This window comes from Sphingomonas sp. BK069, from assembly GCF_014193405.1.
GTDB lineage: Bacteria > Pseudomonadota > Alphaproteobacteria > Sphingomonadales > Sphingomonadaceae > Sphingomonas.
The window spans coordinates 63,912-81,789 of sequence record NZ_JACHZH010000008.1; the positions used below are offsets into that span (position 1 = coordinate 63,912).

General features: G+C 69.6%; 18 protein-coding genes and 1 tRNA gene. 9 read left to right on the forward strand and 10 right to left on the reverse strand.

Annotated elements, in window-relative coordinates; translation table 11 throughout:
• Window positions 1–10: 10 nt before the first annotated feature.
• Window positions 11–310 carry a hypothetical protein gene (locus tag FHY02_RS18790; RefSeq protein WP_132910109.1) on the forward strand — a complete coding sequence of 100 codons (300 nt, stop codon included), beginning with the start codon at window positions 11–13 and terminating at the stop codon, window positions 308–310.
• A 183-nt stretch (window positions 311–493) separates the two neighbouring features.
• Here the strand turns inward: FHY02_RS18790 and FHY02_RS18795 are convergent, their stop codons facing one another.
• Window positions 494–1,618 (reverse strand): AI-2E family transporter, encoded by a 1,125-nt coding sequence (locus tag FHY02_RS18795; RefSeq protein ID WP_183925112.1) that lies wholly within the window; start codon window positions 1,616–1,618, stop codon window positions 494–496.
• Between the two features lie 163 nt (window positions 1,619–1,781).
• Between FHY02_RS18795 and FHY02_RS22725 the strand changes: the two genes are divergently transcribed.
• Both FHY02_RS22725 and FHY02_RS22730 read left to right on the forward strand, forming a co-directional pair.
• The gene (locus FHY02_RS22725) at window positions 1,782–2,156 is read left to right on the forward strand and encodes a pyridoxamine 5'-phosphate oxidase family protein (protein ID WP_221198732.1); all 375 of its coding nucleotides are present in this window, start codon (window positions 1,782–1,784) and stop codon (window positions 2,154–2,156) included.
• A gap of 39 nt (window positions 2,157–2,195) precedes the next feature.
• Complete coding sequence (locus FHY02_RS22730; protein ID WP_221190270.1) at window positions 2,196–2,393, forward strand: hypothetical protein; 198 nt, start codon at window positions 2,196–2,198, stop codon at window positions 2,391–2,393.
• Between the two features lie 15 nt (window positions 2,394–2,408).
• Here FHY02_RS22730 and FHY02_RS18805 read toward each other — a convergent pair whose 3' ends face one another.
• From FHY02_RS18805 to FHY02_RS18815, 3 genes are all read right to left on the reverse strand, one after another.
• Window positions 2,409–3,482, reverse strand: a complete 1,074-nt coding sequence (locus FHY02_RS18805) for a 5-(carboxyamino)imidazole ribonucleotide synthase (RefSeq protein ID WP_183925114.1) — start codon at window positions 3,480–3,482, stop codon at window positions 2,409–2,411.
• A complete protein-coding gene (gene purE / locus FHY02_RS18810) occupies window positions 3,479–3,955 on the reverse strand; it encodes a 5-(carboxyamino)imidazole ribonucleotide mutase (protein ID WP_183925116.1) in 477 nt (158 codons plus the stop codon). Before purE ends, FHY02_RS18805 begins: the two co-directional genes overlap by 4 nt.
• 63 nt (window positions 3,956–4,018) lie before the next feature.
• Entirely contained in the window at window positions 4,019–5,017 is a 999-nt protein-coding gene (locus tag FHY02_RS18815; RefSeq protein WP_183925118.1) for an LLM class flavin-dependent oxidoreductase, read from the reverse strand.
• Between the two features lie 371 nt (window positions 5,018–5,388).
• Between FHY02_RS18815 and FHY02_RS18820 the strand changes: the two genes are divergently transcribed.
• Together FHY02_RS18820 and dapD are read left to right on the forward strand one after the other, a co-directional pair.
• Window positions 5,389–6,054, forward strand: coding sequence for a pyrimidine 5'-nucleotidase (locus tag FHY02_RS18820; RefSeq protein WP_183925120.1), 666 nt, complete (start codon window positions 5,389–5,391; stop codon window positions 6,052–6,054).
• Window positions 6,051–6,878, forward strand: coding sequence for a 2,3,4,5-tetrahydropyridine-2,6-dicarboxylate N-succinyltransferase (gene dapD / locus FHY02_RS18825; RefSeq protein ID WP_183925122.1), 828 nt, complete (start codon window positions 6,051–6,053; stop codon window positions 6,876–6,878). The genes FHY02_RS18820 and dapD overlap by 4 nt, the downstream gene beginning before the upstream one ends.
• A gap of 95 nt (window positions 6,879–6,973) precedes the next feature.
• Here the strand turns inward: dapD and FHY02_RS18830 are convergent, their stop codons facing one another.
• Window positions 6,974–7,579, reverse strand: a complete 606-nt coding sequence (locus FHY02_RS18830) for a CC0125/CC1285 family lipoprotein (RefSeq protein WP_183925124.1) — start codon at window positions 7,577–7,579, stop codon at window positions 6,974–6,976.
• Between the two features lie 286 nt (window positions 7,580–7,865).
• On the opposite strand from FHY02_RS18830, the gene FHY02_RS18835 reads away from it, so the two are divergent.
• Window positions 7,866–8,501, forward strand: coding sequence for a nicotinamidase (locus FHY02_RS18835; RefSeq protein WP_183925126.1), 636 nt, complete (start codon window positions 7,866–7,868; stop codon window positions 8,499–8,501).
• Window positions 8,502–8,508: 7 nt separating this feature from the next.
• Here the strand turns inward: FHY02_RS18835 and FHY02_RS18840 are convergent, their stop codons facing one another.
• The 5 genes from FHY02_RS18840 to moaA all read right to left on the reverse strand — a co-directional run bounded on the left by FHY02_RS18840 (window position 8,509) and on the right by moaA (window position 15,547).
• Window positions 8,509–10,056: a tryptophan halogenase family protein gene (locus tag FHY02_RS18840; RefSeq protein ID WP_183925128.1), complete on the reverse strand. Its 1,548-nt coding sequence runs from the start codon at window positions 10,054–10,056 to the stop codon at window positions 8,509–8,511.
• A gap of 49 nt (window positions 10,057–10,105) precedes the next feature.
• On the reverse strand, window positions 10,106–13,198 hold the full coding sequence (locus FHY02_RS18845) for a TonB-dependent receptor (protein WP_183925130.1): 3,093 nt from the start codon (window positions 13,196–13,198) through the stop codon (window positions 10,106–10,108).
• Between the two features lie 424 nt (window positions 13,199–13,622).
• Window positions 13,623–13,697, reverse strand: a tRNA-Asn gene (locus tag FHY02_RS18850).
• 66 nt (window positions 13,698–13,763) lie between these two features.
• Complete coding sequence (locus FHY02_RS18855) at window positions 13,764–14,543, reverse strand: NAD kinase (protein WP_183925132.1); 780 nt, start codon at window positions 14,541–14,543, stop codon at window positions 13,764–13,766.
• Window positions 14,540–15,547 carry a GTP 3',8-cyclase MoaA gene (gene moaA, locus FHY02_RS18860; RefSeq protein ID WP_183925134.1) on the reverse strand — a complete coding sequence of 336 codons (1,008 nt, stop codon included), beginning with the start codon at window positions 15,545–15,547 and terminating at the stop codon, window positions 14,540–14,542. The genes FHY02_RS18855 and moaA overlap by 4 nt, the downstream gene beginning before the upstream one ends.
• Window positions 15,548–15,598: 51 nt before the next feature.
• Between moaA and FHY02_RS18865 the strand changes: the two genes are divergently transcribed.
• The 3 genes from FHY02_RS18865 to FHY02_RS18875 are packed head-to-tail and all read left to right on the forward strand — an operon-like array spanning window position 15,599 to window position 17,693.
• Entirely contained in the window at window positions 15,599–16,897 is a 1,299-nt protein-coding gene (locus FHY02_RS18865) for a GGDEF domain-containing phosphodiesterase (protein WP_183925136.1), read from the forward strand.
• Window positions 16,894–17,286, forward strand: coding sequence for a hypothetical protein (locus tag FHY02_RS18870; protein WP_183925138.1), 393 nt, complete (start codon window positions 16,894–16,896; stop codon window positions 17,284–17,286). Before FHY02_RS18865 ends, FHY02_RS18870 begins: the two co-directional genes overlap by 4 nt.
• A gap of 8 nt (window positions 17,287–17,294) precedes the next feature.
• Complete coding sequence (locus FHY02_RS18875) at window positions 17,295–17,693, forward strand: SgcJ/EcaC family oxidoreductase (RefSeq protein WP_260172999.1); 399 nt, start codon at window positions 17,295–17,297, stop codon at window positions 17,691–17,693.
• Window positions 17,694–17,878: the final 185 nt, after the last annotated feature.

A 17,878-nucleotide genomic window follows, 5' to 3' on the forward strand; every position in this document is an offset into this window, starting at 1 on the left:
GGAGAGCGTGATGGCCGGAGTCGACGGAACCTACGATTGCACCGTGAAGTCGCCGCTGGGCGACCAGAAGCTGACGCTGACGGTGACGTCGCAGGGCGACAGCTTCACCGGCCAGGCCTCGGGCGCGATGGGCGCGTCGGACGTGCAGGGTTCGGTCAACGGCGATACGCTGGCGTGGAAGCAGCAGATGACCTCGCCGATGCCGATGACGCTCGACATCTCCGCGACGGTCGACGGCGACACGATCACCGGCAGCGTCGGCGCGGGCGCCTTCGGCAGCTTCCCGCTGTCGGGCACGCGGGTGGGGTGAGGTGAGCCCTTCCGCTAAAGGAAGGCCTTAACAAATCGAACCGTCATCCCGGGCTTTACCCGGGATCCATCGTGTCGCGTGCACGGCGATCGTTGCACCTGCGGCGGCATGGATCCCGGCGCAAGGCCGGGATCACGGTGTTTTCGCCGTAGGGTCCTTAAATGCCGGAGCGGGCATGGCGTTTCACGCGCGCCGGTCTCGGTGAGACGGCGACGCCCCACCCCAACCCTCCCCTGAGGGGGAGGGAGTATCCGGCGCCACGCGCTGCTCGGTGAGCACCTGCCAGCCGGTGATGAACAAGGCGCCGACCAGCGGGCCGACCACGATGCCGCTGAGCCCGACCAGATCGATCCCGCCCAGCGTCGTCACCAGCACGAGCCAGTCGGGGATGCCGGTGTCGCGGCCCACCAGGATCGGACGCAGGATATTGTCGGCGAGGCCGATCACCAGCACGCCCGACAGGATCACCACCACCGCCTGCCAGATCGCGCCGGTGGCGAAGAGGTAGAGCGCGACCGGCGCCCAGATGATCGCCGGCCCCACCGCCGGCAGCAGCGCGGCGATCGCCATCAGGATGCCCCAGAGCAGCGCCGCGGGCAGCCCGACGATCCAGAAGGTCACCGCGCCGAGCGCACCCTGCACGATCGCGACCACGCCGGACCCCTTGATCGTGGCGCGCACCACCGCGACGAACTTGTCCGCGAGCTGGCCCGCCACGGCCGGCTCGAGCGGCAGTGCGCGCACCACCGCTGGGCCGATCCGGTCGCCGTCGCGCAGCAGGAAGAAGGTGACGTAGAGGCCAACGCCGAACGCCAGCAGGAAGGCGGCAGCGTTGGCGCCGATCGACAGCGCGCGGCGCGTCAGCGTGCTCGCGCTGTTGCTCACCGCCGCACTGAGCTGCGCCTGCGCGCGCTCGAAGCTGTTGAAGCCCGAATTGTCGAGCATGCCCTGCAGCCGGCGCGGGAGCGCGTCGTGCACCTGCTGGAAGTAGGTCGCAAAATTGATCTGGCCGCCGCGAATTTGGGTGTAGACGCCCGCCGCCTGGTCGACGACGAGGCTGCCGACGATCAGCGCGGGGATCACCACCGCGACGGTGATGATCAGCAGCGTCACCGCCGCGACCATGTTGCGCCGGTCTGGCCAGCGCCGCAGCAGCCGCTGGTAGAGCGGCTGGAACAGCAGTGCCGCCAGCGCGGCCCAGAGCAGGGCGCCGAGGAAGCTCGACACCACCGCCACCAGTGCGACGCTGATGAGCAGCAGGAACAGGAGCAAGCCGCCGTTCTCGACACGGCGCCGCGGGATCGTCATTCGGTAAACCTCGGGGATCGTTACGCCGGTGCAACCCGCCGCGGGCGGCTTTGCTCCGCGAGGATCGTCGCGGCGGCGGCAGCGCGTACGCCGATATGGGTCATCGCTTGATTGGATCGCGGCGAGCCGCGGGCTAGCGTCCGCTACACAATCGGGAACGTCGATGCCTGATCTCACCGCCGCCGACCTCGACCGTCTCTATCCGCCGCCGGCCGAGTCGATCCAGCGCGCGGTGCTGCCGCGGCTGATCGATTGTCACGAGGCGTATCTCAAACAGGCTAGCTTCCTCTGCCTCGCCAGCGGGCGCGACGAGGGGCTCGACGTGTCGCCGCGCGGCGGCCCACCGGGCTTCGTCCGCGTGCTGGATCCGGCGCATGTCTCCTTCGCCGACTGGCCCGGCAACAATCGCATCGAAACGCTGCGCAATCTTGTCGAGGATGATCGGCTGGCGCTGCTCTTTCTCTTCCCCGGCCTCGACGTCTTTCTGCGCATCAATGGACGCGGTCGCATCAGCGACGACGCCGTCCTGCTCGAGTAACTGAGCGAGAGCGACAAGCGGCCCAAGACCGCCGTGGTGGTGGCGGTCGAGCAGGTGCTGTTCCACTGCGGAAAGGCGATCAACCGGGCGCGGCTCTGGGCACCGGAGGCACGGCTCGCGCGCGACGCCGTCCCATCGATCGGCGCGATGAAGGCGACGCTCAGCGGCGGGTCAGCCGCCGATGCCGCGCGGCTCGACGCCGACTATCAGGAGGCGGTGCGGAAGGATCTCTACTGAGGCGGAAAAGCCGCCTCAGCGCGTCACGCGCGTGACATGCCCCATCTTGCGCCCGGCGCGGCTCTCGCGCTTGCCGTAGAGGTGGAGGTAGGCGCCCGGCTCGGCGACGATCTCGGGCCAGCGCTCCCACTCGTCGCCGATCAGATTTTCCATCGCCACCTGCGCCGCGGTCAGCGCGGTGTCGCCCAGCGGCAGGCCGCAGATCGCACGGACGTGGTTGGCGAACTGCGACGTCGTCGCGCCCTCGATCGTCCAGTGGCCGCTGTTGTGGACGCGCGGCGCCATCTCGTTGAACACGGGGCCCTCGGCGCTCGCGAAATACTCGCAGGTGAGCACGCCGACATGGTCGAGCGCGTCGGCGATGCGCCCGGTCAGCGCCGCCGCCTCGGTCCATTGCCGCGCGATCTCGGGCGGGGCGGGGAGGGTGGAGCGATGGAGGATGCCGTCGCGATGCTCGTTCCACGGTGGCGGGTAGCTCGTCATCGCGCCATCGCGGCCGCGCACCAGCACGATCGAGAATTCGTAGCTGAACTCGACGAAGGCCTCGAGCACCGCCGGCCCGCCGATCGTCTCCCAGGCCGTGTCTGCGTCGGCGGGGGAGGCGAGCCGCGCCTGGCCCTTGCCGTCATAGCCGAAGCGCGTCGTCTTGAGCACCGCGGGGCAGCCGATCACGGTGATCGCGGCGTCGAGCTCCTCGCGCGAGGTCACCGCCTGCCAGCGCGCGGGGCGGCCGCCGACCTGCTCGACGAAGCTCTTCTCCTTCACCCGGTCCTGCGCCACCGCGAGGCTCTTCGGCCCGGGATAGACGGGGACGCGCTCGGCCAGCCATTCGACCGGGCCCGCGGCGACATTCTCGAACTCATAGGTGACGACGTCGACCTGCGCGGCGAAGTCGGCGAGCACGACCTTGTTGTGATAGTCTGCGCGGGTTAGCGACGAGGCGGTCTGCGCCGCGACGCTCTCGCGATCGGGCGCGAGCACGTGGGTGCGATAGCCGAGATCTGCCGCGGCGCTGGCGATCATGCGCCCGAGCTGGCCGCCGCCAAGGATGCCGATCGTGCTGCCGGGCGGTATCGGCCAGACGCTCATGCCGGGTCGACCGCGACCGAGTCGGTCTGCCGCTCGCGCCAGGCCTGAAGGCGACTGGATAGCGCCTCGTCGCCGAGCGCCAGGATCGAGGCGGCGAGCAGGCCGGCGTTGATCGCGCCTGCCTTGCCGATCGCCAGCGTGCCGACCGGTATGCCGCCGGGCATCTGCACGATCGAGAGCAGGCTATCCATGCCCTTGAGCGCCTTGGACTCGACCGGCACGCCGAGCACCGGCAGATGCGTCATCGAGGCCGCCATGCCGGGCAGATGCGCCGCGCCGCCGGCGCCCGCTACGATCACCTGGAGGCCGCGTTCGGCGGCGCCGCTGGCGTAGTCGTAGAGCCGCTGCGGCGTGCGATGCGCCGAGACCACCTTGGTCTCGTGCGCGACGCCGAGCGCGTCGAGCGTCTCGCTCGCGTGGCGCATCGTCTCCCAGTCGGAGGTGGATCCCATGATGATGCCGACGCGCGCCATCGCGTGCGGTTAGCGGCGCGATGATGGCGGGGCAAGGGTGGGAATAGCGGCCGAGCCGGCGAATTACGCCGCGAGCTTGAGCTCCTGCAACGCGTCCGCCGCCAAGGCGATCGAGCGGCGGCGCGCCTGATGGTCGTAGACCGCGCTGGTGATCATCAGCTCGTCCACCCCGGTGCGCGCGACGAAGGCGTGGATGCCGCGCGCAGCCTCGTCGCGCGTGCCGATCGCGCTCGCCGACAGCGCATGATCGAGGATCGCGGCATGCTGAGGCGGCAGCGAGGCGCGGTAGCCCGGCACCGGCGGCTTCATCCGGCCGGGATTGCCGGTGCGCAGCGCGACGAACTGCTGCTGCTGCGAGCTGGCGATCAGCTCGGCCTCCTCGTGCGTGTCGGCGGCGAAGACGTTGAAGCCCGCCATGGCATAGGGACGCTCCAGCGCCGCGGACGGGCGGAAGTCGCGGCGGTAGATCGCCAGCGCCTGGTCGAGCGCGTCGGGCGCGAAATGCGAGGCGAAGGCGTAGGGCAGGCCCAGCATCGCGGCGAGCTGCGCGCCGAACAGGCTGGAACCCAGGATCCACATCTGCGGTTTCGCGCCGGCCCCAGGAGTGGCGGTGATGCCGGTGCGGCCGTCGTCGGCGAAATAGCTCTGCAGCTCGACGACGTCGCGCGGGAACTCGTTGGCGTCGCTGCTGAGGTTACGGCGCAGCGCGTGCGCGACGCGTTGGTCCGAGCCGGGCGCGCGGCCGAGGCCGAGGTCGATGCGCCCGGGGAAGAGCGCGTCGAGCGTGCCGAACTGCTCGGCGATCTGGAGTGGCGCCGAATTGGGCAGCATGATCCCGCCCGCGCCGACGCGGATCGTGCTGGTCGCCTGGCCGACATGCGCAATCACCACCGCGGTCGCCGCGGAGGCGATGCCGGTCATGCCGTGGTGCTCGGCGACCCAATAGCGGTTGTAGCCGAGCGCCTCGGCGTGGCGCGCGAGATCGGCGGCGTTGCGGAGCGACTCCGCGACCGAGCCGGACTCGGTGACGGGGACGAGATCGAGGAGCGAGAAGAGCGTCATGGGTGAGAGGTGGGGAGGCGCGTGGCGCTTCGCCAGACGAATGTGGCTTGGTGCAGGCGAAGCGTGGCTTGGGCGGGGTTGGCGCCCGGGGTTACGGTCGACTCCGTCGCTACAAGTTCGTGAACCACCGTCCTCGCCACGCCTTCATCGCGAGCCGCTACCTCCCCCCTTCCGTCATCCCGGCGAAGGTCGGGATCCACGGTGCCGCGAACTCCAGTCGCGTTGCTCTCGCGAACGAGTGGATCCCGGAACGAGTCCGGGATGACGGCGGAATAAAAGATGGCGCTCGGACTGTCGGAGTGAAAACCCTGCCTCCCCGAGCACCGGGTAAGGGATGACGCGCCGCGGCAAAGCCACTACAGCCCCGCGCCATGCTGCCAGCGCTCGCGCACATCGACACCTGGATCTTCGATCTCGACAACACGCTCTATCCGGCGAGTGCCGACTTGTTCGCGCTGATCGACCGGCGCATGACCGCCTTCGTCGGCGACCTGCTCGGGCTCGATCCGGTCGAGGCGCGGCGGGTGCAGAAGGACTATTTTCTCGGCCACGGCACCACGCTGGCCGGGCTGATGGCGAACCATGAGATCGATCCCGCCGCGTTCCTCTCGTATGTCCACGACATCGAGATGGACGCGCTGGAGGAGAACGCCCCGCTCGCTGCGGCGCTGGCGCGGCTGCCCGGGCGCAAACTGGTCTTCACCAACGGCGACAAGCCTTATGCACTCAAGGTGCTCGACCGGCTCGGGCTCGGCGCCAGCTTCGAGGCGGTGCACGACATCACCGCGATGAACCTCGTGCCCAAGCCAGCGCCAGCCGCCTATCAGGGGCTGTGCGACGCCTTCGGCATCGATCCCGCGCGTGCCCTGTTCGTCGAGGACATGGCGCGAAATCTCAGACCCGCCAAGGCGATCGGCATGGCGACGGTGTGGGTCGACAACGGCTCCGAGCAGGACCACGACACCGACCGCTCCTACGTCGACTATCGCGTCACCGATCTCACCGCCTGGCTCGAGACCCTGTTGGAGGACCAATGACGACCGACCTCGCCGCCACGATCGACGCCGCCTGGGAGCAGCGCGCCGAGCTGGGCCTCACCACGGCGGGCGAGATCCGCGCCGCCGTCGATCGTGCGCTGGCGCTGCTCGACGCCGGTCAGGCGCGCGTCGCCGAGCCCGACGGTGCCGGTGACTGGCGCGTCAACCAATGGCTCAAGAAAGCGGTGCTGCTGAGCTTCCGCCTCAACGACAACGCGCTGATCGACAACGGTCCGGGCGCCGGTCATTGGTACGACAAGGTGCCCAGCAAGTTCTCGGGCTGGAGCGAGGCCGAGTTCCGCGCCGCCGGCTTCCGCGCCGTGCCGGGCAGCGTGGTGCGGCGCGGCGCCTTCGTCGGCAAGGGAGCGATCCTGATGCCCAGCTTCGTCAACATCGGCGCCTATGTCGGCGAAGGGACGATGGTCGACACCTGGGCGACGGTCGGCAGCTGCGCGCAGATCGGGCGCAACGTCCACCTCTCGGGCGGGGCGGGGATCGGCGGCGTGCTCGAGCCGCTCCAGGCCGACCCCGTGATCATCGGCGACGGCGCCTTCATCGGCGCGCGCGCCGAGGTGGCGGAGGGCGTGCGCGTCGGCGAGGGCGCGGTGCTGTCGATGGGCGTGTATCTCGGCGCCTCGACCAAGATCGTCGACCGTGAGACCGGCGAGACCTTCCGCGGCGAAGTCCCGCCCTATGCGGTGGTCGTCCCCGGCTCGATCGGCGGCGGGGACGGCAAGCCGGCGCTCTACTGCGCCGTGATCGTCAAGCGAGTCGACGCGCAGACGCGGAGCAAGACGAGCATCAACGAGCTGCTGCGCGACTGAGGCGGACGCGGCGAGGAGCTCGGCGTACGGTTCCAGACGTGAGAAGGGCCGCGACCTCGCCGGTCGCGGCCCTCTAGTCGTCATCGATTGTCCGATCAGGACGCCTTGGGCAGCCTGATCGACGGCCCGATCGTCTCGACCACCTGGCGCGCGTTGAAGGCGCGGACGTTGCCCGGCTCGGGCGAGCCCTTGAACATCACGATCTCGGCCGAGGCCTCGTAGCGGTCGACGGTGCGAATGTCGGCACCGCCGCCGAAGCCGCCCCAAGGGCCACCCCAGAACGGATCCCAGGCGCGATATCCGAAACCGCGGCCGTAAAAGCCCCAGCGCGGCCCCCACAGTCCGCCGCCGAATGCGCCGAAGCCGGGGCCGAAGCCGCCATAGCCCGGCGTCGAGTAGGTGCGCGCCTGGCGATCGGTGTCGCGATCTGCCATCACAAAGTAATCAAAGCCGTTCTGCAGCGTCAGCTCGGCCGAGCGGAACAGCAGGTAGCGCTCGACCACGTCGCGGTCGGTGACGGTGTTGCCCGCGAAGGTGACGCGGAAGCGGTTCGGCTCGATACGAGTGTCGCTGTAGCCGGTGCGATAGAAGCCCGATCCGGTCGCCGGGCGGTAGGCGGTCTCGGTCGCGCAAGCCGCGACCAACGTGGTGCTGGCCGCCAGCGCCACCACAGCGGCGGTGCGGCCCCATTTCTTCAACATGGCGAGTCACTCCAATCGCACCAGGGCGGCACGACTGGCGTCGTGTAGCCGAGGCGAGTGGAACGTGCGATGAACGGAAACGCTCCGCCCCTCAAGGGGGCGGCGGGACGTGCCGACCGCGTGTGGGGAGTGGACGCGAGCCTGTTTTAGCAGGTGCGGGGGAACGGCTAGAGCGGCCTGGCGTCACGCGAGCTCACCCCTACCCAACCTTCCCCCGGAGGGCAGGGTCCAGTTAGGAAGACGCTCGGTCATCCAGCCTCAGGGCGAAAGCGCGAAGGAGCGGCAAGTGGAAGACACACACGACTACACCGCCGAGGACGCGCTGATCGTGATCGATCCGCAACTCGACTTCTGCCCCGGCGGACGGCTCGCGGTGGCCGACGGCGACTCGGTCATGGCGCCGATCGCCGCTCTGGCCGAGCGCTTCCGCCAGGTCGTCGTCACGCAGGACTGGCATCCGGCGGATCACTCGTCCTTCGCGAGCAGTCATCCCGGCCGGCACGCCTTCGACACCGTGCGCATGCCGTACGGCGAACAGGTGCTATGGCCCGACCATTGCGTCCAGCGCAGTGCGGGTGCCGACTTCCACCCTGACGTCGCCGGCGCGGTCGCGCGTGCCGCGCTGATCCTGCGCAAGGGTGCCAATCCGGCGGTCGACTCCTACTCGGCGTTTTACGAGAACGACAAAGTGACCCCGACCGGCCTCGCCGGCTATCTCCGCGACATGGGCGTGCGGCGCTGCGTGCTCGTCGGCCTCGCCTATGATTTCTGCGTCAGCTGGTCGGCCCTCGACGCTCGACGCGACGGCTTCGACGCGCTCGTTCTCACCCGCTACACGCGCGCGATCGCGATGCCCTCGCCGGGCGGCAGCAGCGTCGAGGTCGCCGAGGCGGCGATGCGCGCGGCGGGCGTGCGCTTCTAGCACCGGCTCAGGCGGCGGCGCTGCCGAAGCCGCGCCGCTGCGCCGCCGCCACCAGGGCCCGGTGCGCCGGCAGGTTGGCGAGCGCGACGCCGATCTGGCGCCGCACCTCGCCGAACGCACGCCGCGCGTCGTCGCGGTAGCGCAGCGCGCCGGCGCGCGTGCTCAGGTCGGTGCGCCAGCCCATGCCGTAGAGGACATATTGCCAGCTGGCCTCGGTGAAGATGTCGACCTGCGGGTCGATGTCGAGCTCGTTGGGCCAGCGATGCCGCCAGCGGTCGAGCAGCTCGAGCAGGCTGGCGGTGTTCGACGAGTCAGCGACGTTGTCGCGCCAGAAGTCGGTGTCGCGCCGCTCGGACAGGCAATAATGCAGCTTGATGAAGTCGAGCGCGCGCTCGTATCGGCGCAGCAGATTGGCGTTGAACTGGCGCGCCGAGGTCTCATGGTCGCCGCTCCACGGGAAGAGGTTGGCAATCATCGCCGCGGACACCTCGGCGAAGGCGATGCCGGTCGCCTCGAGCGGCTCGAAGAAGCCGCTCGACAGCCCGACAGCGACGCAGTTGCGCCGCCAATTGACCTCGCGGAAGCCCGCCTCGAAGCGGAACCGACGCACCTCCGCCTGTTCGCCGCGCGGGCCGAGATAGCGTCGCAGCGCGCGCTCGGCAGCCTCGTCGTCGCCGTGATCGGACGAGTAGACATGGCCGATGCCGCGGCGCCGATCGAGCCCGATGTCCCAGATCCAGCCCGCTTCCTGCGCGGTGGAGATGGTCTGCGAGGCGATCGGCGCATCCGCCGTCTCGTACGGCAGCTGCGCGGCGAGCGCGCGGTCGCAGAACAGCACGTCGCGGCACGAGCGGAACGCCACGCCCATCGCCTTGCCGATCAGCTCGGCGCGGAAGCCGGTGCAGTCGACGTAGAGGTCGGCGGTGAGCGCGCCGTGGCGCTCGGTCTCGACCCGCTCGATCGCGCCGGTGTCGTCGAGCGCGACATGCGTGACGGTGTCGATCAGGTGGGTGACACCGTTCGCTACCGCGCGCTCGCGCAGCAGCCCGGCGAGCGCGACCGCGTCGAAGTGGAAGGCGTAGTTGAGCGGCCCGACATAATCGGGGTGGGTCGGCAGCTTGGGCGCGCGCGCCGCGTCGGCGGCGGCCTTCTGCGGGGTGGAGACCTCGTCCCACTCGGCGTCGCCCGCGGCGCCGCTGAGCCAATAGGGCAGCAGCTCGAGCCCGCCCGGCGCCTCGGCGACCTGGAACGGGTGCATGTAATGATCGCGGCCGGGCGTGCCCGGCGCGCGCTGCCAGTGGACGAAGCGCGCCCCCTGTTTGAAGGTGGCGCCGCAGCGACGCACGAGCTCCGCCTCGTCGACGCCGATCGTGGCGAGCGTGCGCCGGATCGTCGGGAAGGTGCCTTCGCCGACGCCGAGCACGCCGATGTCCTTGGACTCGACCAGGGTGATCGCCACGCCGTCGGCGAGGTCGGCACCGAGCCGCTTGGCGAGATAGCCGGCGGTGAGCCACCCGGCGGTACCCCCGCCGACGATCAGCACGCGCTTCCTCATGGCCGTCCTCCCGCTGCCCCGCCGCGGTTCGGCGGGGCAGCGCCTCCTATCAGAACGAGAGGTTGATGCCCGTGCTGATGCGACGGTCCGACTGGAACCAGCTGCGACCGACGAGACGGCCGCCGGGATAGCCGCCCATCAGCGTCCGCTGGGTCGAGGCGGTGAGGTTGGTGCCCTGCACGCCGAAGGAGAAATTGTCCGTCACCTTGAAGCGGATGCCGGCGTCGAGCGAACCATAGTTGCCGCCGTAGATCGGCAGCGCGATCTGCGTGCTGGTGTTGGCGCCGCCATCCAGATCGGTCAGCACGCCGGGCGCGCTATAGTAATTGTAGGTGCCGTTGGTGCCGTTGCTGTTGGTCGACAACAGGTACCTGGAACGCCACGAGTAAGCGACGCGAAGCGAGAAGGGGTTGCGCTCGTACAGCAGCGTGGCGTTGGCATTGTGCTTCGACAGACCGACGAGCGGCGCGTCGTTGCGGATCGCGCCGCGGATGTCGCGGTACAGGTCGCCCGGATTACTGCTGTCGATGAACGTGTAATTGCCCTCGAAGCCGAAGCCGCTGAGGAAGCCAGGCAGCATGTCGAGGAAGAAGCGCCCGCCGAACTCGACGCCCTTCACCGTCGCGGCCTTGCTGGAGTTGATATAGTCCGACGCGGTCGCGGTGACGGTCTCGTTTGAGCCGTCGGTGAAGATCACGTTCACCTGACGCTCGGTGATCGAGAAGATCGGCAGGTTCTTCAGGCGCTTGTAGAAGGGCGCGATGTGGAAGGACGTGCCGGCGCGCGCATAATATTCCATCGAGATGTCGAAATTGTGCGACAGCGTCGGCTTGAGCAGCGGGTTGCCCGTGTCCGCGGTGAAGTTGGCGAACAGTGGCGTCAGCCCGGCCCCGCCCGGGTTGCTGATCGTCGCGACGCCGACCGATCCCGAGGAGCGCAGCGCGTTGAAGCTCGGCAGGTCGAGCGTCACATTGTAGCTGCCGCGCAGCTTGACCTTGGCGCTGGGCGAGAACTCGAGGTTGATCGAGGGCAGGAAGCGCGTGAACTCGGCCTCGCCGCCGCGCGGTACGAAGGTGTTCGCCAGCGTCTGCGGCACGCCGTCGCGCAGATAGACGGTGCCGCCGTTCTGCTGGACGTAGCCGCTACCCTCGTTGCGGATGTTGACGACGCGCAGGCCGATGTTGCCCGCGATGCCGGGCATATTGTCCTGCGGCCCGAAGCGCAGCAGCGCATAGCCCGCGATGTTGCGGGTGCGGTTGTCGACCTGGTCGCCCGGCAGCACGAAGCCGACCGGGCGAATGCCCGAGGCGCCACCGTAACCGCTGCCGACGGGAAGCGGGCCAGAAGCCGAGCAGTTGAACTCGGTCCCGGGCGGGCAAAAACCCGCCGGCGGTGACTGGACCAGTCCGGTGCGATCGCGGTTGTAGCGCGATGCCAGCGCCTGGGTGGGGAACATCAGGTTGCCCGGCAGCGCCGTGTTACCGCGGAAGAAATCATCGAACGTGTGGACCGCGACGTCGCCGGGCACCGCGTTGGCATAGGTGAGCTGCGGGTCGCCGTTCCAGCCGCGTCCCAGCGCGGTCCAGTTGTAGCCGTTGGCGAAGTCACGCTCCTTGCGCTCGGCCGCGCGCGCGCCGACCTTTACCGACCGGAAGAAGCTGTCGTCGAACGTATATTCGGCGTCGACCTGGGCGCTGTCGAGGCGGCCCTTGTTGTTCTCGTTGTGCGGCATCGATGCCGACCAGAAATAGTTCGACGGATCGGCGAAGGCGGTGCGGGTGTCGGCGCCGACGCTGATCAGCGGCAGGTCGCCGGTCAGGTCGATGCCATAGCTGTTGCCGAAGCCGACCTCGCGGAAGATGTCGATCCGGTCATAGACCTGATGCGAGTCGACTCGTTGGATCGCCCCCTTGATCGAGAGCGGGCCGCCGTCGGGCGCATAGGCGAACGACAGCGAATAGTCGCGCGTCACCGTGTTGCTCTGGACGAAGCCCTTGTTGCCGCTGCTGGTGATCGCCGCGTTGGTGGGCGCGAACGTATCGGTGTTGCGGTTGTAGAGCGCGTCGGTCGACAGCAGCAGGCCGTCGCTGTCGAAGCTGCTGGTCGCCGGATTCACCGTCAGCGTCTGCGAGTCGAGCTGGGTGCCGTAGTCGCTCGACTGGCTCTTGTAGCGCGACTGGAAGAAGGTGCCGGTAAAGGTCAGCGAGTCGCTCGGCGCCCATTGCACCGCGCCGTAGATGCCGTAGCGGCGGTACTGGAACGCCTCGTCGCCATAGGCGAAGCCGCTTGGCACGTACTTCTCGGTGCCGTCGCTCAGCTTGGTCAGGAAGTACGGGCTGGTGCGGAGGAACTGCGACAGCGAGCTGAACTGGCTGAAGGCGAGGTCGGCGAGCACGCCGATGCGGCCGATGCCCGTGTCGAAGCTCTTCGTGACGAGGAACGAGCCGGTCGGGTCGGCCTTGTTGGCCATGTCGCCCAGCGCCAGCTCGCCGGTACCGGCGACGTGGAAGCCGCCGTCGAAGTCGAACGGCAGCTTGGTGCGCAGGTCGATCTGACCGCCGGTGCCGCCCTCGATCAGATCGGCGGTGGACGCCTTGTAGACGTCGACCGCGGCCATCAGCTCGGGGGTGACGTCGCTCCACAGGATGGCACGCCCGTTGTTGGCGCTGAAGATCTCGCGGCCGTTGAGGCGCGAGGCGACGCCGGTCAGGCCGCGCACCTGCACGCCCGAGCCCTGCACCGAATAGTGATCGGGGTCGCCGAGCGCGGCGAAGCGGACGATCGACACGCCCGAGACGCGCTGGAGCACCTCGGTGATCGAATTGTCCGGCAGCTTGCCGGCGTCGTCGGCGACGACCGAGTCGATGATGGTCTCGCTGCGGCGCTTGCGGTCGTCGGCAGCCTGGAGCGCGGCGCGCCGGCCGGTCACCACCACATCGCCCGCGTCACTGGCGCCGGGCTCGCCCTGGTCCTGCCCGGGAACAGCGGCCTGGCTGGCGTCGGGAGCGATCGGCTGCACCTCGGCCTGCGCCCACGCCGAGCCGCTCAGCCCGAGCGCGAGCAGCGCCGCGAGCGAGGCGCCGGCGCGAAGTGAGCGCCGGTGAACGTTAACAGAGCGCGCGAGTTGAAGCCGGTCTTCCATCATCCCCCCTAATCCCGCCGCTGCACGACGAGCCTTAATGGTGCGCTCTGATGAGCGCTACCATCGGGCTTGTAGCTTCACCGCCTTGTCCGATCAATGTGAAACTTCCGACACTTGGGACAACGGCGTCATGTAACCGCTTCCTCGAAGAGGTATCCGGACGACCGCGACGTGGTCAGGGTACGGAAGATGGCCGAGCAAAAGCGACGGAAGCGACCGACGCAACATGGATATTACGGCAGCAACACTGCTACACACCGATATAAGCTTGCGAGTATTCGTACTGCGGTCCGCGGTGCTCTGCCGGCATTTTCATACAGTGGTAGCGTTACCGCGCCCGCACGAACGCTGCGCAGGCTCTGCGCAAAGGCGCGTGCCTGCTCTTAACCCATCATCCGGGCTCTTATATATGGATGTGAGAGAGTGGCTCCCCGAGTTGGATTCGAACCAACGGCCGCTCGATTAACAGTCGAGAGCTCTACCGCTGAGCTATCGGGGAACGCTGTGGAGGGCGTCTATAGCCGCGGATTCGCGCGGCGCAATACCCTTTGTGCCGGATCGGCGATCAGGCGACGAACTGCTCCATCGCGATCCGGTCGTCGAGCGCGTGCTCGGGGTCGAACAGCAGCGTCAGCTCGCGCGCGCGATCCATCGCGATGTCCACCTGCGCCACGTCGCGGACCTCGCGCTGATCGGCCACCGCGGATACCGGGCGCTTGTTCGAGTCGAGCACGCGCAGCGACACGCGCGTCCGGTCGGGCAGGATCGCGCCGCGCCAGCGCCGCGGGCGAAACGCGCTAATCGGCGTCAGCGCCAGCATCTGCGAGCCCAGCGGCAGGATCGGCCCGTGCGCCGAGAGATTGTACGCGGTCGAGCCCGCTGGCGTGGCGACCAGCACCCCGTCGCACGACAGTTCGTCCATGACGATGCGGTCGTTGATCTTGACCTCGATCTTGGCGGTTTGGCGCGTCTCGCGCAGCAGCGACACCTCGTTGATCGCGGGCAACGTGTGGACGCGCCCGTCGACCGCGGTGGCGGTGGCGGTGAGCGGCGTCACCTGAAAGGCGCGCGCGCGCTCGATCCGCCCGTCGAGGTCGTGGCGCCGCCACTCGTTCATCAGGAAGCCGACGGTGCCCAGGTTCATGCCGAACACCGGCACGATCGCGCGACGCCGCTCCAGCAGGTTGTGCAACGTCTGCAGCATGAAGCCGTCGCCGCCGAGCGCGACCACCATGTCGGCCTCGTCGAGCGCACACCAGTCCCAGGTGTCGGCCAGCTCGGCGCGCGCCGCCTGCGCCGGGGCGGTGGGCGAGGCGACCAGCGCCCGCCGCGGGTAGCGGCTCATCCGCCGGTGACGCTCATGTGCCGAGCCACCGCGGGCGCCGCATCGCGCGCGATACGGAAATCGTGGCGGCGCGGTTTGGTCAGCAGCGCGTCCTCGATCGCGGCGTCGAGCGCGCCCACGCCACCGCCGCGCAGCGCCGCGCGCAGGTCGCGCTGATCGTCGTGGCCGAGGCAGGTGTAGAGCCGGCCCTCGGTGGTAAGCCGCACGCGGTTGCAGCCGTCGCAGAAATTGGCGGTGAGCGGCGAGATCAGCCCGAGTCGCGTGCGCCGGCCGTCGACCTGCCAGTAGCGCGCCGGGCCACCCGTTACCGCGGCGTCTCGGGTCAGCGTGAACGCCTGATCGAGCCGGTCCTTCACGACGGTGAGCGGCAGGAAGCGATCGGTACGGTCCTCGTCGATGGCGCCGAGCGGCATCGTCTCGATCAGCGTGAGATCGTGGCCTTCCGCGACGCACCAGCGCAGCATCGGCGCGATATCGTCCTCGTTGAGGCCCTTCAGCGCGACCATGTTGATCTTGACCGCGAGCCCCGCGTCGCGCGCGGCGGCGATCCCGTCGAGCACCTCCGCGACGTCGCCGTGACGGGTGATGTAGCGGAAGCGCTCGGGGTCGAGCGTGTCGAGGCTGACGTTGACGCGGCGCACGCCGGCGGCAACCAGGTCGGCGGCATAGCGGCGCAGCCGCGTGCCGTTGGTCGTCATCGTCAGCTCGTCGAGCGCGTCGCCGACGTGCCGGCCGAGCCGCTCGACCAGCATCATCACGTCGCGGCGCACCAGCGGCTCGCCGCCTGACAGCCGGATCTTGCGCACCCCGCGCGCGACGAAGCGCTCGGCGATGATCGCCAGCTCCTCGAGCGAGGCGATCTGGTCGCGCGGCAGGAAGGTCATGTGCTCCGCCATGCAATAGCGGCAGCGCAAGTCGCATCGATCGGTGACCGAGACGCGGAGATATCGGATGGCGCGGCCGAACGAGTCGACGAGGGGCGCGGGCGCGCGGTCTAGATCCATGCCTGGCACAACGCAGAGAGCTAGGGAGTCGTTCACGACAGAGCAAGATGATTGCCGCGCGCCGCGACCAAGCCTACCAAGCGCGAGATGGAGCGGCGGTCACGGGCGATGCAGCGGGGCGGGCGGCGCCCGGGGGAAAGCGCGGCCAGCGCCGAGCAGCTGCGCCTGGTCGAAGCGCATGCGGCACGCGGCGTCACCGCGATCGTCGCCGCGCCGACCAGCTTCGAGATCGTCAACACCGCTTATGGCCGCGCCGCGGGCGATCAGCTGGTCGAGGCAATGGCGGAGCGGCTGGCGCGGGAGCTCGCCGGCCACGAGATGGCGGCGGTGCGCGGCGGTGCCACCTTCACCATCGTGGTCGCAGGCGACGCTGCGACCGGCGACGCCGCGGTCAGCCGGGTCGAGCGCGCGCTGGAGCGTCCCTTCACGATCGACGGCGAGACGATCCACGTCGGCGCGCGCATCGGCGTCGCGCGGATGACCGAGGACGAGCCCGCCGAGCACCTGTTGCGACGCGCCGCCGAGGCGCTGGCGCGCGCCCGCGCGAGCGACGGCGCGACGACGCGAGTCGCCGCCGAGCACGAGGGCGTGCCGCTCGCCGCGCTTGCCGCCGACCTGCACCGCGCGATCGAGCGCGGCGAGATCGACGTGCGCTTCCAGCCGCAGGTGCGGCTGGTCGACAGCGCGGTCACCGGCGTGGAGGCGCTGGCGCGCTGGCAGCACCCGCGGCTGGGCGTGCTCGGCGCCGAGACGCTGCTCGCCGCGGCGCACCGCGCCGATCTCGGCGTGGCGCTGTCCGACCAGGTGCAGGCGCTGGCGCTCGAGCGCGCCGCGCGCTGGCCGGCGCGGATGGCTGAGCTGCGGATCGCGGTCAACGTCACCGCCGCCGACATGGCGCGCGTGCCCTTCGTCGAGCGCTTCCTCGCGCGGGTGCGTGCCTCGGGTGTGGGGTACGACCGGGTCACCGCCGAGGTGACCGAGACCGGGCTGATCGACGATCTCGACGGTGCCGCGACATCGCTCACCGCGCTGCGCGCCGCGGGCTGCCGCGTCGCGCTCGACGATTTCGGCACGGGTTATTCCAGCCTGTCCTATCTCACGCGGCTGCCGCTCGACTATCTCAAGATCGATCGCAGCCTGGTGCAGACGATCACCGGCGACGCGCGCGACCGCGTCGTGGTGGAAGGCGTGATCGCGATCGCCGCCGGGCTCGGGCTGGAGACGGTGGCAGAGGGGGTGGAGAGCGAGCGTGAGCGCGCGCTGCTGGCACAGCGCGGCTGCACCTTCTACCAGGGCTTCCTCTGGGCCGGGCCGCTCGACGACGCGGCGTTGCAGGCGCGGCTGGCGTGAGCGACCCGCGCGACCTCGGCGGCACCTGGTACGGGCGCTACGAGGGCGGGAGCAGCCGGTCGAACAGCTTCATCGCGCGCCTGACCGAGCGCGGCGGCCAGCTCAGCGGCACGATCAGCGAGCCCGACGACCTCGGGCTGGAGCCGGTGCGGCGCGCGCTGGTGAGCGGCCGGCGCGACGGCGCGGCGGTGACCTTCGTGAAGCAACACGACGGCGAAGTGCTGGTGCATGCGGTCGACTATCGCGGCACCGTCGACGCGCGCGGGACGATGGTGCGCGGCGACTGGTCGTTCGCGAGCTATGCCGGCAGCTTCGCGATGACGCGCGAGCGATTCGACGCGGACGAACTGGCCGAGGCGGTCGGCGACGAGGCAGAGGTGGCACGATGAGCGCGGCAATGTTGATCTGGGCAGCGGCGGCGGCGGCGGGGACGCCGCAGGCGCAGGTCGAGGCGGTGTTGGCGGACAGCGCGGCCGGCTGGAACGCTGGCGATCTCGCGCGCTTCACCGCGATCTACGCGCCCGACGCGGTCTATGTCGCGGGCGGTGAGGTGGCGCGCGGCAAAGAGGCGATCGCCGCACGCTACGCCAAGAGCTTCGTCGGCGGCGGCAACGCGAGGGGACGGCTGAGCTTCACGCCGGTGATGTGGCGGCCGCTCAGCGCGGTCCACCTGCTCCATATCGCGCGCTGGACGCTGACGCCGACGGGAGGCGCGGCGTCGCAGACCGGGCTGACGAGCCTGTTGTTCGAGCGGCGCAAGGAAGGATGGCGGATCATCTCGGATCACAGCAGCTGAGGGGGAGCGGTGAGCGGCAGCAATGGTGAGATGTCGCGTCGCTCACTCATACTGTTCCCCGGCGAAGGCCGGGGTCCAGTTGAGCGACGGCGGTGAGTCTCACCAGCGCCTTCCCAGCTGGGCCCCGGCCTTCGCCGGGGAACGAAGTCAGTTAGGGCGCGCAGCTCATACGCGCTACTCGTAAG